Origin of the sequence: Chryseobacterium sp. Mn2064 (assembly GCF_049319685.1) — a bacterium.
GTDB lineage: Bacteria > Bacteroidota > Bacteroidia > Flavobacteriales > Weeksellaceae > Chryseobacterium.
In genome coordinates this window covers 129,913-146,787 of record NZ_JBMOUE010000002.1, presented here as the reverse complement: position 1 = coordinate 146,787, position 16,875 = coordinate 129,913, and the positions used below count along the sequence as shown (strand labels likewise).

The 16,875-nt window shown below is 37.3% G+C and carries 12 protein-coding genes; 11 read left to right on the top strand and 1 reads right to left on the bottom strand.

Translation table 11 applies throughout. The features are described 5' to 3' along the window. Positions 1–498: 498 nt before the first annotated feature. The 9 genes from kduI to ACL9RH_RS07670 all read left to right on the top strand — a co-directional run bounded on the left by kduI (position 499) and on the right by ACL9RH_RS07670 (position 11,062). Positions 499–1,335 carry a 5-dehydro-4-deoxy-D-glucuronate isomerase gene (kduI, locus tag ACL9RH_RS07710; RefSeq protein WP_422692782.1) on the top strand — a complete coding sequence of 279 codons (837 nt, stop codon included), beginning with the start codon at positions 499–501 and terminating at the stop codon, positions 1,333–1,335. A 7-nt stretch (positions 1,336–1,342) separates the two neighbouring features. Next, positions 1,343–2,125, top strand: a complete 783-nt coding sequence (locus ACL9RH_RS07705; protein ID WP_422692781.1) for a gluconate 5-dehydrogenase — start codon at positions 1,343–1,345, stop codon at positions 2,123–2,125. 18 nt (positions 2,126–2,143) lie between these two features. Beyond that, positions 2,144–3,541 (top strand): glucuronate isomerase, encoded by a 1,398-nt coding sequence (gene uxaC / locus ACL9RH_RS07700; protein WP_422692780.1) that lies wholly within the window; start codon positions 2,144–2,146, stop codon positions 3,539–3,541. Between the two features lie 39 nt (positions 3,542–3,580). Next, positions 3,581–4,588 (top strand): sugar kinase, encoded by a 1,008-nt coding sequence (locus ACL9RH_RS07695; protein ID WP_422692779.1) that lies wholly within the window; start codon positions 3,581–3,583, stop codon positions 4,586–4,588. 2 nt (positions 4,589–4,590) lie between these two features. Next, a complete protein-coding gene (locus ACL9RH_RS07690; RefSeq protein ID WP_422692778.1) occupies positions 4,591–5,259 on the top strand; it encodes a bifunctional 4-hydroxy-2-oxoglutarate aldolase/2-dehydro-3-deoxy-phosphogluconate aldolase in 669 nt (222 codons plus the stop codon). 212 nt (positions 5,260–5,471) lie between these two features. Continuing rightward, positions 5,472–6,995, top strand: a complete 1,524-nt coding sequence (locus tag ACL9RH_RS07685; RefSeq protein WP_422692777.1) for an MFS transporter — start codon at positions 5,472–5,474, stop codon at positions 6,993–6,995. A 50-nt stretch (positions 6,996–7,045) separates the two neighbouring features. Beyond that, positions 7,046–8,509: a tagaturonate reductase gene (locus ACL9RH_RS07680; RefSeq protein ID WP_422692776.1), complete on the top strand. Its 1,464-nt coding sequence runs from the start codon at positions 7,046–7,048 to the stop codon at positions 8,507–8,509. Between the two features lie 5 nt (positions 8,510–8,514). Beyond that, entirely contained in the window at positions 8,515–10,128 is a 1,614-nt protein-coding gene (locus ACL9RH_RS07675) for a UxaA family hydrolase (protein ID WP_422692775.1), read from the top strand. A 175-nt stretch (positions 10,129–10,303) separates the two neighbouring features. Continuing rightward, a complete protein-coding gene (locus ACL9RH_RS07670) occupies positions 10,304–11,062 on the top strand; it encodes a WG repeat-containing protein (RefSeq protein ID WP_422692774.1) in 759 nt (252 codons plus the stop codon). A gap of 65 nt (positions 11,063–11,127) precedes the next feature. Here ACL9RH_RS07670 and ACL9RH_RS07665 read toward each other — a convergent pair whose 3' ends face one another. Beyond that, positions 11,128–12,156, bottom strand: coding sequence for a LacI family DNA-binding transcriptional regulator (locus tag ACL9RH_RS07665; RefSeq protein ID WP_422692773.1), 1,029 nt, complete (start codon positions 12,154–12,156; stop codon positions 11,128–11,130). Positions 12,157–12,630: 474 nt separating this feature from the next. Here ACL9RH_RS07665 and ACL9RH_RS07660 point away from each other — a divergent pair, with 474 nt between their 5' ends. Beyond that, entirely contained in the window at positions 12,631–15,420 is a 2,790-nt protein-coding gene (locus ACL9RH_RS07660) for a SusC/RagA family TonB-linked outer membrane protein (RefSeq protein WP_422692772.1), read from the top strand. Between the two features lie 10 nt (positions 15,421–15,430). After that, positions 15,431–16,849 carry a RagB/SusD family nutrient uptake outer membrane protein gene (locus ACL9RH_RS07655; RefSeq protein ID WP_422692771.1) on the top strand — a complete coding sequence of 473 codons (1,419 nt, stop codon included), beginning with the start codon at positions 15,431–15,433 and terminating at the stop codon, positions 16,847–16,849. The last annotated feature ends 26 nt before the right edge of the window (positions 16,850–16,875 follow it).

Here is a 16,875-nt window from a genome sequence, read left to right as displayed (position 1 = left end):
ACCTTAAAATCAAGTTTGATTTCCCTCCATAAAAATCCCTGAATTTTGATTCGAGAAGAAAAATTTTATTCGTTTTCTGATTTTTGTCATCTTTTTCAATTTATTTTTAAGTTGAGATTTTATACTATTTAATAATATTCTTTAGTATGTATAGGATATTTATCAAAATTGATGTTTTGGTTGCAATTCTATATTTTTATTTTTTGCTATTTTTTTGGCACGATTTTATATTTTCGGATATGCTGATTCATGATTTTGGGTAATTTTCCCTCTTTATTTCCCCTGTTTTTCTTCAAAATAACAGAGGTTATTTAAATTTATTTTATTAATAATCAGATATTTAATAATTAAAATTAATTTTTTGTTAAGTAATTAAAGAATAATTATATATTTATCCCCACAAGTATTTCTGCAATTTTAGTGTAATTTTATGCAATCGATTACATTAATTAAAATGGTTTTGAGAAAACCGTAAAAAGTAAAAGTAAAAAAAGTAGTATGACACAATCAGAATTTCGTTACGCCCATCATCCTGAAGATGTAAAAAAATATACCACAGAAGATCTTAGGAGGGAGTTTCTAATTAATGATTTATTCCAGGAAGATCATGTGAAACTGGTGTATTCCATGTATGACCGATTGATCGTGGGGGGAATAATGCCTTTCTCAAAAGCACTGAAACTGGAGCCTATTGATGATTTGAAAGCAGAACATTTTCTAAACAGAAGAGAGCTGGGAATCATTAATGTAGGAGGAGCTGGAAGAGTGATTGTAGACGGAGACGTTTATCATTTGGAAAACAAAGAAGCTTTATACATTGGAAAAGGAGCAAAAGATATTGTTTTCGAAAAAGCAGGGGATGAACAGCCTTATTTCTACATCAATTCCGCACCGGCGCATCATACGTATCCCACCAGAAAGATTACAAAAAGCGATGCTGAGATTGTAGAATTGGGTGAAGAGAAATATGCCAATAAGCGTACGATCAACAAACTGATTGTGAATTCTGTTTTAGAAACCTGCCAGCTTCAGATGGGAATGACCGAACTTCATCCCGGTAGTGTCTGGAATACGATGCCTGCTCATACGCATACCAGAAGAATGGAAGCCTATTTCTATTTTGATCTGGAGGAAGGGCAGACGGTGAGTCATTTTATGGGCCAGCCTCATGAGACGCGACATTTGTTTATGACTAACAGACAGGCGGTTCTTTCTCCGGAATGGTCTATTCACTCTGGCGTTGGAACTTCTAATTATACTTTTATCTGGGGCATGGCCGGAGAAAATATGGACTATGGCGATATGGACGGTATCAAAACAAACGAACTAAAGTAATTTTTCAATGAACTTATTTGATTTATCCGGCAAAGTAGCGGTCATTACAGGCGGCACTCACGGATTAGGAATGGCAATGGCGGAAGGCCTTGCTGCTGCCGGAGCTGAACTGGCTATCACAAGTACAACTCCTTCCAAATTAGAGGAAGCTCTGAACTATTACCATGAGAAAGGATACAAAGCAACCGGTTACCTTTTTGATGTGACAGACGAGCTGGAAGCTGCTCAAAAAGTAGCATTAATGGAAGCTGCTCACGGAAAAATAGACATCCTTGTTAATAACGCAGGAATCATCAAACGTATTCCCGCTATTGATATGGAAGTGGAAGACTTTAGAAAAGTAATTGATGTAGATCTTACCGGTCCTTTTATCATGTCGAAATTAGTCGGCAAGTATATGATCAAAAGAAAATCTGGAAAGATCATTAATATCTGCTCAATGATGAGTGAGCTGGGACGTGATAATGTAGTGGCTTATGCTTCTGCGAAAGGCGGTCTTAAAATGCTTACTAAAAACCTGGCAACAGAATGGGCAAAACATAATATTCAGGTGAACGGAATCGGTCCCGGATATTTTGCGACGTCCCAGACAGAGCCTATCCGTGTAGACGGAAACCCTTTCAATGATTTTATCATTAGCAGAACACCGGAAGGAAGATGGGGAAACCCGGAAGACCTTGCAGGAACAGCTATTTTCCTGGCTTCTGAGGCAAGTAAGTTCATCAACGGACAGATTATTTACGTTGACGGAGGAATTCTTGCCACTATCGGAAAACCTGCGAATGAATAACAACAGAATTAGACTAGAATGAAACCTTTTATAACAGATCAATTTTTATTACAAAATAAATACGCTGAGGAACTTTACTTCAGATTTGCAGAAAAACAACCAATCATTGATTATCACAATCATTTGATTCCAAAAGATATTGCGGAAAACACTGTTTTTGAAAACATTTCCAAAGTATGGATCGCCGGTGACCATTATAAATGGAGAGCCATGCGTACGATGGGTGTGAATGAAAAATTCATTACAGGAGACGCTACCGACAAAGAAAAATTTGAAGCCTGGGCAAAAACAGTTCCTTATACACTGAGAAATCCTTTGTATCACTGGACTCATTTAGAACTAAAAAGATATTTCGGAATCGATGAACTTTTAAGTGGTGAAAATGCTTCCGAGATTTACGAAAATATTACCGCTCAGCTTCAGACTCCGGAAAAATCAACCAGAGGTCTTTTGAAAATGATGAATGTAGAATCTCTGTGTACAACCGAAGATCCTACAGATATTCTGAATTACCATCAGGATCTTGCCAAAAGCGACTTTAGCATTAAAGTAAGCACAGCATTCCGTCCGGATAAAGCCATTCTGATCGAAAACCACAATTTCCCGGATTATATGGTAAAACTGGGTGAGTCAGCAGGAATTGAAATCAATTCTTACCAGACTTTATGTGATGCTTTACTTAAAAGAATCGAATATTTCCATGAAAATGGTTGCAGATTGTGTGATCACGGCTTAAATAATATTTCTTTTGAGGAAGCTACAGAAGCGGAAGTCAATGCTATTTTCAACGATAAATTAGCCGGAAAAGTAATTGCTGAAAAACAGGTTAATCAGTTCAAAACTGCTATGTTATTATTCCTAGGTGAAGCTTATCATCAATACGGATGGGTTCAGCAGTTCCACTTGGGAGCACTAAGAAATAATAACGAAAGAATGCACAGAATTCTTGGACCAGACACGGGTTGGGATTCTATCGGGGATTTTGTTCAGGCTGAAACACTTTCCAGGTTTTTAAATACGCTGGACGGAAAAGATAAATTAACCAAAACGATTTTATATAACTTAAATCCTGCCGACAACGAAATTTTCGCCACTATGATCGGAAATTTCAACGATGGAAGCATCAAAGGAAAAGTACAGTTTGGCTCAGGATGGTGGTTCCTTGATCAGAAAGATGGAATGATCAAACAGATGAATGCCCTTTCCAATATGGGATTAATAAGCTGTTTCGTTGGAATGCTAACCGATTCCAGAAGCTTCCTGTCTTATCCGAGACACGAATATTTCAGACGAGTATTGTGTAACCTTTTCGGAGAAGAAATGAAAAACGGCGAACTTCCGGATGATATTGAACTGATCGGGAAAACCATCTCAGATATCTGCTACCACAACGCTAAAAATTATTTTGATTTCTAGCATTCAAATACAATCATTGAATCTGAACATGTATATATTATGACAGGTAAAATAGTCACATTTGGTGAAGTGATCATACGTCTTTCTCCACTAGGAAACCGGACGATGAAGCAAAGCCATGAAATGGAATTCTTTTTCGGAGGAACAGAACTTAATGTAGCCTCTTCATTAGCAACAATGGGATGTGAAGTAAAACATATCAGTTGTGTTTCTGATGATTTTGTGGGAGAATCTGCTATTTCTTTCATCAAAAGTTTTGGAATAGATACTTCTTTCATCCATAAAAATGAGCATCCTTTGGGGTTATACTTTCTTGAAGTAGGTTCATCCGTCCGTGCCAGCAGAATTGCCTATAACAGGCTCAATGGTTCTTTCGCCAATATTCAGGCAGAAAATATAGATTGGGAAAAAGCACTAGAAAATTGTGAATATTTCCACTGGACAGGCATCAGTCCAGGTATTTCAGAGAATGCTTATACCACATTGAAAGAAGGTTTGATCGCTGCTCAGAAAAAAGGAATTGAAATCACCACAGATCCTGCCTATCGTTCCAACTTATGGAAATATGGTAGATCCGGAAACGAAATATTGAAAGAATTGGTTTCCTATTCAACCATTTTTATTGGGGGAGTGAATGAGATTAATGAAATTTTGGAAACTCAGTTTTCCTCAGATAAAGAAGGTTTCATGGAAGCCTGTAAAGAATTAAAACAACACATTCCTTCTCTTCATAAAATTTTCGACAAAATACGGATCGGGGTTACGGCCAGTGCACAGCAAACGCAGGGAAGAGCTCTGGTTGACGGAGTTTACTTTGAAACAGAGCTTCTGGAAGTAAATCCCGTTGTAGACAGAATTGGTACAGGAGATGCTTTTGCGGCAGGTTTGATCTATGGCTTAAAGCACTTTAATGACGAAAAAGCATTGCGTTTTGCTAATGCAGCCTGCGCCATCAAACATACCATTCCGGGAGATATCAATTATGCGAGTGCAGAAGATATTCTGGAAGTAATGAACGGAAATTCAGGAGGAAGAATAAAAAGATAATTATGGCAAGATTCAGTCGTATAGAAGTTGCGTTACAAGCAAGACAGACAGGTGTTGTGCCTGTATTTTATCATGCAGATGTTGACATTTGCAAGAAAATCGTAAAAGCCTGCTTCGAAGGTGGCGCTCGCGTTTTCGAATTTACCAATAGAGGAGACTTCGCTCATGAAGTTTTTGCCGAATTAGTAAAATATATAGCAAAAGAACTCCCTGAAATGATATTGGGAATCGGGTCCGTCATTGACGCAGCTACTGCTTCATTATATATTCAAAACGGAGCTAATTTTATTGTGGCTCCATCTTTAAATCCTGAAGTAGCAAAGGTTTGTAACCGGAGAAAAATTGCATGGATGCCAGGTTGTGGTTCCGTTTCTGAAATTTCGTACGCCGAAGAACTCGGAGCTGAAATTGTGAAAATTTTCCCGGCAACACAAGTTGGAGGACCGGAATTTATCAAAGCAGTAAAAGGGCCTATGCCTTGGACGAATATTATGCCTACAGGCGGAGTACTTCCTACAAAAGAAAATATTATACAATGGATTTCTGCAGGAGCTTACTGTGTTGGTTTGGGATCACAGTTATTTGTGAAAAATGATGACGGAGCGTATAATTATGAAAGAATTACAGATACCGTAGCCAATTCTATTCAGATTATTAAAGAACTAAGATAATCGTCCTTACCGTTTGATGTCAGCCATTAAGAATTTCAAATGGATGAAAATCTAAGTGTAAGGCAAACTTCAATTGAGTTGTTCTCAATTCCTTAATTGAATTATAATGGTTTAGAAAATTAATCATTTCTGTGCTAAATAAGTACAGGTAGGGAGTTTTTGCTCCATTTTGTTGTCAAAATCAATAAAAATCAATACTATTAACGATTGATATGAAAAAAGAAATATCCTCGAAACCGAGTAACTTCAGATGGACTATCTGTGTGCTTCTTTTCATTGCAACGACCATCAATTATATGGATCGGCAGGTACTGTCTCTTACCTGGAAAGACTTTATCGCTCCGGAATTTCACTGGAACAATAATGACTATGGGAATATCACGGCTTTATTTTCCATTTTTTACGCAGGAAGCATGCTTTTTGCCGGGAAATTTGTAGATTGGATGGATACTAAAAAAGGGTTTCTCTGGGCGATCGGAATATGGTCTGTAGGAGCTGTTATTCATGCGTTCTGCGGAATTGCCACTTCTGGGGTTCTTACCGGAAACTGGCTGGTAGGTTTTGAACAATCAAAAGAAATAATTGGCAGGGTAGATAACGTGGGAGCTATTATCAGTACCAGTGTTACCTTATTTATATTTGCCCGTTTCGTACTTGCAGTAGGTGAAGCAGGAAACTTTCCTGCCGCGATCAAAACAACGGCGGAATATTTTCCTAAAAAAGACAGAGCACTGGCCACCAGTATTTTCAATGCTGGAGCAACGGTAGGGGCTTTGACTGCACCGGTTACTATTCCTTTTATTGCAAAATCAATGGGCTGGGAATGGGCATTTATCATTATTGGTGCGTTAGGTTTTGTATGGATGGGGCTTTGGGTATTTTATTATAAAAAGCCCCATGAACATCATAAGGTGAATGAACATGAACTCACGTATATTCAACAGGATCAGGATGATGTTTCGTCTGGAAATTCAGTAACAACAGAGAGAAAGTTTTCTTTCAAAGAATGTTTCAGCTACAGACAGACATGGGCTTTTGCCTTTGGAAAATTTATGACCGACGGAATCTGGTGGTTCTTCCTTTTCTGGACCCCGGCTTACCTGAGCTCCGTTTACAAAATGGATTCTACACAAAGTGCCTTTCCTTTATTCGTCCTTTACATGATCACTTTATTATCGATCATCGGTGGGTGGCTTCCCAAATATTTCGTGGAAAAGAAAGGGATGAATGCATATTCCGGAAGAATGAAAGCCATGTTAATTTTTGCATTTTTCCCACTGCTGGCGCTATTGGCACAACCTTTAGGCTCTATAACATACTGGATTCCTGTGTTGATTATTGGAGTAGCAGGAGCCGCACATCAGGCATGGTCTGCCAATATATTCTCTACCGTTGGCGATATGTTTCCTAAAAAAGCCATTGCAACCATTACAGGAATTGGCGGAATGGCAGGAGGAATAGGATCTTTTCTAATCAATAAATCTTCAGGCGTATTATTTGACCATGCGCATAAAGCATGGACTACTATTGACAGAACTCCATTGCTTGAAAAATATCCGCAATATATCAATGAACGTTTACCGGAGAACTTTTTACATGATCTGGAAAAATCAGGAGCCATTATTTCGGATGGAATAGATAAAGGATATATGATTATTTTCTCAGTCTGTGCAGTAGCTTACCTCATTGCATGGAGTGTCATGAAAGCACTTGTTCCCAAATACAAAGCAATTTAATAGTAATAAACATCATCTGTTGAAAGATGGTTTCATTCAAATCAGAAGAAATGGAAAATCAGATAAAACAAAAACTAAATAGAGAACTTATTGGTTCTCAGCAAACACTTCCTATTAAAATTGTTCAGTTTGGAGGAGGAAATTTCATGAGAGGATTCACAGATTATGTGATTGATCAGCTCAACAAAAAGGCAGGATTTAATGCTGGAATTGCCAACGTTCAGCCCACTCAGGGAGGATCTGTTCATAAACTTGAAGAGCAGGACAATCTATATACTCTTTTTACAAGAGGAATCCGAAAAGGGGAAATTGTGGATGAAAAACAGGTTATTTCTGCCATTCAGAAATCGATCAATCCTTATACAAACTATGATGATTTCCTTGCTTTAGCGAAAGAAGAAGAGCTGGAGTTTATTTTTTCCAACACGACAGAAACCGGCATTGCTTACGATGAACTGGAAAACAACTATCAGGGGCCGCACAAAAACTTTCCAGCTAAATTAACTGTTTTACTGTATGAAAGGTTTAAACATTTCAAAGGAGCACCAGAAAAAGGGTTGAGAATTATCCCTTGTGAACTGATTGAAGACAATGCCTATGCTTTAAAAGATATTATTCTTACCTATGCAAGGCTTTGGGATTTAAAAGATGACTTTGTGCAATGGATTGAACAGTTTAACTATTTCCATAATACGTTGGTTGATAGAATCGTACCGGGGTATCCAAAAGATGATGTGGAAATGTATGAAGAACAGTTAGAATATGAAGACCAGATGATGGTGGTTTCCGAAGCATTTTTACTTTTTGTGATTCAGGATGTTCAAAACCTGAAAGGAAGAATTCCTTTTGATCAGATTAATGAACAGATTTTGGTCGTAGATAATATTCAGCCTTACCGTCTCAGAAAAGTGAGAATCTTAAACGGAGGTCACACCTTGATGTTAGCTCCGGCTATTATATCAGGAAAAGAAACGGTTAAAGAATCAATTGATGATCCATTTCTGGGACAATTTCTAAAAGAAACTATTTTCAACGAAGTGAATCCTACACTTGGATTGGACGAAAATGAATTGAGAAACTTTGCAGAAGATGTTTTTGATAGGTTTAAAAATCCGTTTATCAAACACTATCTGCCGAGTATTGCTTTGTATTTCGTTTCCAAATTTAAAGTGAGAATTCTTCCAAGTCTTTTAGGTTATATTGAAATCAATCAAAAGTTACCTCTTAATTTGACTTTCTCTTTGGCAAGTTTAATCCGTTTTTACCAGGGAAGTTATGGTGAAAGATCGCTTCCGTTGAATGATGAAATTACTGTTGTTGAGAAATTCAAAGAGATCTGGAGTCACAATGATTATGAAAAAGTGGCAGAACTTTCACTAAGCGAAAACTCTTTCTGGGATACAGATCTTACTCAGATTAAAGGGCTTAAAGATGCTGTAGCAAAAGCATTGTGGGAGATTGATCATCACGATATGGAAACTGCATATCACAATTTTATCCAGTTTTATTCCTAGAAATCATGCAAAAGAAAGTATTGAAAGTAAACCCCAAAGATAATGTAGCAGTAGCACTTATCGATCTGAAGCAGGGAGAAACCGTGGATTTGGATGGCTTTACTTACCTCATTATCAAAGATACAAAGGCAAAACATAAATTTGTGACAGAAGATCTTTCAGTAGGAGATTCTATCATGATGTATGGGGTTTTGGTGGGAAAAGCGAACCAACCCATTCAAAAGGGAGAAGTAATAACTACCGAAAATGTAAAGCACCAAAGCGCAAAAGTAGAAGGTAAAACAGAAACCACTTCCTGGACTGCTCCCAATATTGACCAATGGAAAGACCGAACTTTTATGGGCTACCACAGAGAAGACGGGCAGGTAGGTACAGAAAATGTATGGTTGTTTTTCCCTTTGGTTTTCTGTGAGAACAGGAATGTGGAAATTCTAAAAGATGTTTTTGAAAAAGAACTTTTATTCGAAAAGACAACAAAACATCAGCTGTTGCTAAGATCTTTAATTCATAACTCGGACGCGGAAAATCTTGAGGATGAAGAGAAGGATTCAAGGGTGTTTAAAAATATTGACGTTAAATTCATCACCCATCAGGGCGGCTGTGGCGGAATTCGTCAGGATGCGGAGGCATTAGGACGTTTGCTGGCAGGATATGTTAATAATCCGAATGTAGCCGGGGCAACTGTTTTAAGCCTTGGATGCCAGAATTTACAGGTTCAGATTTTTAAAGATGCTTTAGAAAAGATCAGTCCCAACAATAAAAAGCCCATCATCGTTTATGAGCAGCAAAAGTCCGGAACGGTGGATGAAATGCTTACCGGAATTATCAAAGATTCTTATGAAGCAATAAAAAATGCTAATGAAATAGAACGAAAACCTGCACCCATTTCAAAATTGGTTTTAGGATTGGAATGTGGTGGTTCCGATGGTTTTTCAGGAATTTCAGCCAACCCGGTTTTAGGACAGCTTTCAGATCTTATTGCCGGAATTGGAGGAGCTACCATTCTTTCAGAATTCCCGGAATTATGTGGAGTAGAGCAGGAACTCGTAAACCGTTGCGTAAAAGAAGAAGATGCAGAAAGATTTTTACAGCTGATGAAAGACTTTGAAGAATCGGTTGTAGCGGCAGGATCAGGTTTTGATATGAATCCTTCACCGGGGAACATTAAAGATGGCCTTATTACCGATGCCATGAAATCTGCGGGGGCTGCCAAAAAAGGTGGTTCATCGCCTATCAATGACGTTCTTGATTTTACAGAATATATTAAGGAACCGGGTCTGAATTTACTGTGTACTCCCGGAAATGATGTAGAATGTACAACCGCTTTAGTGGGCTCCGGCTCCAATGTGGTATTATTTACCACGGGTCTGGGAACGCCTACCGGAAATCCTGTCGTTCCTGTCGTGAAAATCTCGTCCAATACTTCTCTTTCCGAGAAAATGCCGGATATCATTGATTTTAACACTGGAGACGTGATTACCGGAGAAAAAACTATTGATGAAAAAGCAGAAGAACTGCTGGAATTTATCATCAAAGTAGCCAGCGGAGAAGTGAAAACCAAAGCCGCTATTTTAAACCAAAACGATTTTATCCCCTGGAGAAGAGGGGTCAGTTTATAAGAACTGTTTTTTGATTATATAAATATTAGGGTTGAAAATGCTTTCTACGTGATGTAGAGGGCATTTTCTTTTAAAGGTAAAAACGATGTATATTTGAAAGGCATTCAGGACTGCAATGATGGAGTATTAAAAATAAAACCCTGTCATGTAAGAGACTACCCAAAGAGATCATAGAATGGATGCATTATATAAAGATATACAAAATAATATGGATAATCCTTTAGAACTTTATGAGACCATTTTCTTATCTAAAAGACTTAAAATATCAATCTTTCAGTATAAAGACGGAAAAGTTTATACCACTGATGAGTATAACAATATAGAGGAACTTAAGGTGTCAAAAATCGTTGATTATTCAAATGAAATGATTCGATTTTACAATATGATTGAAGGACAGAAAAAATGGGGCGTTATGTTAATTAATGGCTTCCAGATTATACCGCCTGTTTATGATTATATATCTCCTTTGATCGATCAGAAATATTTTAAGATTTTTATAGGTGACTATCATTGGAAATATGATGATGAGTCTAATGAGCTTTTTTACGAATTTTTATGGGATAGCAAGTCGTGGAATGGTGACGAATATAAGGGAAGATTAGGGCAGGGAAAGTGGGGACTGATCAATACAGAAAATCAGGTCCTGATACCTGTAGAATATCAGTGGATAGATATCTTGGATCAGCATACAGTATGCTGTAATATAGGCGATACTCCCATTATAAAATGGTATTATGGAGATAACAAAAAAGACATATTGTCAATAGGCGGTGGCTTGTGGAAAGTGATTTATCTTAGTCGCTTCCAGAATATAGAGACCGAATTGGGTACGTATTATGATGTTATTGAAAAGTTTCCCGAAGAATATAAAAAACATACCAACCTTGATTATCAATTCTTTTCCTATGAATTTCAGAAGATTCATAAGTTTTGATCTGTTTGTAAAAACATGAAGGACGGATCAAAATGGACAATAAATCTATTTATTCTGTATGAACATTATTTCCTTTTCGAAGACTTCCTGATATGAAGCTGTGGCTTCAATACCACTTTCTTCTCAATAGAGACTCCCGAATTGTTTTCCTTTACCGTTTCTAAAAATACCTGTCCTGCCATTTTTCCCATCATTCCCGGTGTCTGATCAACCGAGCTGATTGGAAGCTCCATAAACTGGGTGAAAGGTTCATTGGAAAATCCAATGACGGCTACTTCCTGAGGAATTTTTATGGAAAGTTTTTTCAATTCCTGACAGGCGCCTAAAGCTGCAAAATCACTTGAAGAAAATATAGCATCCGGAACCGATTTTTTACTCCATAGCTTCTTGATAGCTTCACTACCATCATCCACCGAACTTCCTGTAGAGATGATATTGTCTTCTTTTACCGGTAAATTATGATCCAGTAAAGCCTGTTTGTAACCGTTCAAACGATTCTGATAAATTTCAAGATTAAGATCTCCGGCAAAATGACAGATGTTCTTATATCCTTCCTGAATAAGATGTTCTGTAGCCATATATCCGGCACGGTAGTCATCAATCGTTACAGTGCTGATGCCCGGAATATCTTTTTTACGGTCAAAAAATATAATCGGAGTATTAGACGTTTCTAAAATACTGGTGATATGCTCCGTATCTGTAGTTGTTTTGGAAACAGACATAAAAATACCATCCACCTGGGCATTTAACAACGTGTTAAGCTGTCTTTTTTCAATATTGACATCTTCGTGACTTTGACAGATGATAACATGATAACCAAGGAGAGAAAGTTCCTCTTCAATCCCTCTGATTACGGAGGAAAAGAAATTGGTGTTGATGTAAGGAACAATGATGCCGACGTTTTTGGTTTCACCGCTTTTTAATGCTTTGGCAAGGTTATTTTGCTTATAGTTCATTTCCTTGGCCGTTTTGCGGACCAGTTCTTTGGTAGCCTGGCTTATTCTAGGGTGGTCGTTCAATGCTCTCGAAACAGTTGCCACACTTACGTTGAGCTTCTTTGAAATATCATATATCGTGGCACTTTTCTTATTCATACAGATTTATTTCTAGGTGTTTTTATGCTTTTGTTATTGACGTAAATTTAATCAAATTATAGCTATTTTAAAGGAAAACTCTTCTATTTTATAAGAGAATATGCCGTATTCAATACAGAAAGGATATGGATAGTGTTTAAATGGCTGATATAATATGGATTAACCTTTTGAAAATGTAGCCTAATGAGTCTGCCAATAAAGGAATTCTTTGAAATTATAGGTAATCATCATCATTGTACGATTTAGTTTCCTCCTAAAATAAGGGTGAAGATTCTTCCGGTTTTAATTAATTTACCTAAATTTGCAATTATTTTTATTGATTCTAATTAAAGCTTTATAAAGATGGCTGTTAAATATTGTACCCATTTATTTTCTATTCCAATCACAAAAATTCTGTTTATTCTAAACCAGCAATACAGTTTTTGAACTGTCAGTCATCATTTTTCTATTGTCAATTAATCCTATCCAGCAGTAATGAATAAATCTGTCGCAAGCATTCTGATGGTTTGTGGTGTCATATCTATCAATGCCCAAAACTCATCAGCCGAAAAAAAAGATTCACTAAGTGTGCAATCGATTGAAGAAATCGTTGTGACCTCATCTTACGGAACAAAAAAGCTTAAAGAAGAAGTTGTAGGTTCCATCGTCACATTGACCCAAAAAGACATTAATATAGTACAGCCTTACGAAAGTATCGACAAAATGATCACAGGAATGGCGCCCGGAGTACAAATTGTAAGCAGTCCCGAATTGGGAAAACCAGTGAATATTAATATCCGGGGGCTTGGATCCTTAGTTTCATTTTCTGGAACTCCCGGAACTTCCACACAACCGTTGATTGTCATAGACGGGATCATTATGAGAGAGGATAATCCTTTTGCTCAAACCTACTTCAATGGCGCAGATTCCAATTCTGAAATGAATATTAACCCATTGGCCAGGCTCAATACAGATAATATTGAAAGTATTAATATTCTTAAAGACGCGGCGGCTGTGGCTCTTTATGGAGCAGAATCTGCCAATGGCGTTATTCTGATCACCACGAAAAAAGGACGAAAAGGAAAACCTTCCTATTCGTTTACCACACAATACGGAGTGTCTCAAAGTATTAACAGAATCAAATATCTCAACGGGCAGCAATATGCAGGACTTTACAACGATTATCTGATGAATGGGGCAAAACCTCAGAGTTATGCATGGAATGGAGTAGATGTGAATTGGTTTGACGTGATGAACCAGAACGGAGATTTCTACAGAACCAATTTTACCACAAGCGGTGGCGGGAAATATCTTACCTATCGTATCGGCTTGGATTATTCTAAAAATAATGAATCTAAAGTGATGAACTCCCTGGAAAAAAAGGGAATAGATGCCACCATAGGTTTCAATTATAAAAAATTGAACATCAGTCTTTACGCAGCTTATAATAACTTTTATAAAGAACAGCCTAATACGTATTTCAATTTTATTCTGGGACCTGATAAAGCCATCTATAACGAAGACGGAACGTATGCTTCTACAGGAACAGCGGGTATTGCCAATCCTCTTGCAGCAGCTAATCAGAATATTATAAATGTCAAAAATAATTCGCTGCTTTCCAGTCTGAATATGAGCTATGAAATTGCCAAAGGACTAAAGCTAAGTACACTTTTTGGAATTGACCTCTCAGATAAAAAGAATATCGATTGGAAGTCCGGGCTTAACGACAGCGGAATGACGAAAACCATTCGGGGAAGAAGCAGAATCAATACTTCAGACAGTAAAAAATGGAACTGGAGTACTCATTTATATTATGAAAAAACGTTTTGGAAAAACCATCATGCAGACTTATTATTGGGGATGGAGCTCCGTCATACCAAAGATTATAAAGAAGCTATTTTGGGAACCAACTTTAAAGAATATTCTACCTATCAATATCCTTGGGACGCTATAAGTCCGAGTATTTTCAGAGCACTTACTCAGGAAGACAGCGGAAGAAGTTTCTTTTCTCAGCTGAATTATGATTTTCATAAAAAATATTTCCTTTCCGCCACTGTAAGAAGAGATGAGAGCTCAGCATTCGGAAAAGATGTAAATGCTTCAGTAAATGGAGGAATTGGAGCATCATGGCTTATTTCCAAGGAAAATTTTTTAAAAGAAAATTCAGTGATAAGCTTTTTGAGACTTCGAACTTCGTGGGGAATGACAGGAAATTCCAGAATAGGAAGTTATCGCTCTTCGGGCCTGTATATGGTAGCAGGGAATGGCTTCAACTATAATTATGACTATGCTTATCCGGATTCATCATCTCCCCAAAACCGTAATCTTACCTGGGAAAAAAATGAAAAATTTAACTTGGGAGTAGATTTCAGTTTGTTTAAAAAAATAGATTTCACCGTGGAGCTGTACCGAAATAATATTTCAAATATGATTGTGAACAGAGATGTTCCCATGGAAACAGGATACAGCACTGCAGAAATTAATGGAGCATCCATGTATAATCAGGGAGTAGAAGTTTCTATGAAAGGAAACTGGTTCAGTAAGAAGGATTTCACATGGACTACCTCATTTAATATTGCTACAGTTAAAAACAGGGTAACAGCACTTTTTGGGCTTGAAGAAAAATTTTCCACAGCAGCCATAGCCCGCGCTCAGAAAATAGGAGTCTCTACATCCGCAATCTGGGGATATGAATGGCTGGGAGTAAATCCCGCCAACGGAATGGATATGTTTATGGTAAAAGGTGTTCCAACAGAATCAGGACAATTTACGGCACTTGATGAAACCAATTATACCATTATCGGAAATTCTCAGCCGGATTTTACCGGTGGATTGAATAATACGATACGATATAAAGATTTCAGTCTTTCGTTCCTTGTCAATTTCGAATGGGGCGGAAATGTACTGGTCGCAAGCGATCTCATAGATAAATATACAATTCTGATCAACCGTAACGTAAGTGTCAACGCTTTAGATTATTGGCAGGCCCCGGGAGATATCGCGTCCAACAGAAAGCCTACCACCAAACCTACTATAGCCAACAACAGCAAGTATATATATGATAACAGCTATATCAAACTGCAAAATATCAACCTTAATTATAAACTTCCGCTTCATACCATCAAGAATAGTTTTATAAAAAGTGCCAGTATATTTTTAGACTGTACCAATGTTTTGTATTGGTATAAAGAAAAGTCTCCTGCAGGGAAGAATGGAATCAGGGAATTCAGGTATCTGTATCCGGAAATGAGAACCTTCAGTTTTGGTTTTAAAGCGAATTTTTAAAAAGTAAAAAATGAAAAAAATAATCTTCATATCAATGGCCCTGGTTTCTGCAGTTTCATGCAGAGATTTTCTTGAACATGAGCCGGTAGAAGCCATTTCTATCAATACACAGCTTTCTACGAAAAAAGGTATTTTGGAAGCTTTAAACGGTGCCTATTATCAACTTCGCAGTACCTATTTCACAGAAGCAGCGTATGTATATGGTGATTTATTGTCCGGGAATTTCAAAAATCCGCCCAGCAGTTCTACCAATATCATTTCACTTCCTGCAAAGGTAGATCAGCTCTATCAGTTTGATGATCAGAAGTCTGAAAGTGAATTAAAACTATATTACTCCGATAACTATAAGATAATTAATAATGTCAATCTTATTCTGCAGTATGTGGATGATCTTCAGGATGCTTCAGTCCCGGAAATCAGTGAAATAAAAGCTGAAGCTTTGGCGTTGAGGGCTTTTGTACATTTTCAGCTGTTTAAATATTACGGACAGAATTATACCTATACCTCGGATGCATCTCACCTGGGAATTGTCTATAATACAATTCCTTTAAAAGTGGGGATCGATTTCCCAGCCAGGAAGACAGCAGCAGAAACTTTTACCTTGCTTGAAAATGATGTTACTCAATCTTTGTCACTGATCCAAAATCAACAGGCAATTCCAGGCGGAGAAAGTAAAAATTTCATGAATCCTACCGCTGTAAAAACATTGGCTGCCGAAATCGCCTTATGGAAAAACGATTGGCAGAAAGCATATCAATATGCAGACGAGATTATCACAGGTTCTGGTTTGACACTGACTTCTAAAAATGAATTGACAACTCAATGGGCCGCCCCCGAATCTATCTGGTATCTGGCTAATACTGCCGAAAATGAAACGCCTTTGGCGAACTTGTATAATTTTAAAACAACTACAAACCGATCAACATACGTTGCTTCTGAAGATATCTATAATCTATATTCTTCCAATGATATCCGAAAACAACTGTTTGAAACACAAAATCTAAAAACAGCAGGTAATGGGAATACGACAACCAATTTACCTTATTATTTCACAAAGAAATATAAAATTCAGAATGTAAGTCTGATGTATCGTTTGAGCTTAGTCTATTTTATCAGAGCTGAGGCTGCCATTCATTTAGGTAAAACAGATGTGGCTTTACAGGATATTAACGCTATTAGAAATAGAGCCGGATTATCGTCGCTTACCAGTATTTCTATGGATGCTTTATTGGAAGAGAAAAGAAAAGAATTTGTTTTTGAAAACCAGTATTTTTTTGATCTTATGAGGAATCACAGGAATATTGTCCGTAATAACGGTTGTATTGGCAATAACTGCAGCCCAACGTATCCTAATGATAAATTTGTTGTGCCTATTCCGCAGGAATCGATCAACATCAATAGCAATATGCTGCAAAATCCAGGATACTAAACGATTTACAATTTTAATATTAATTA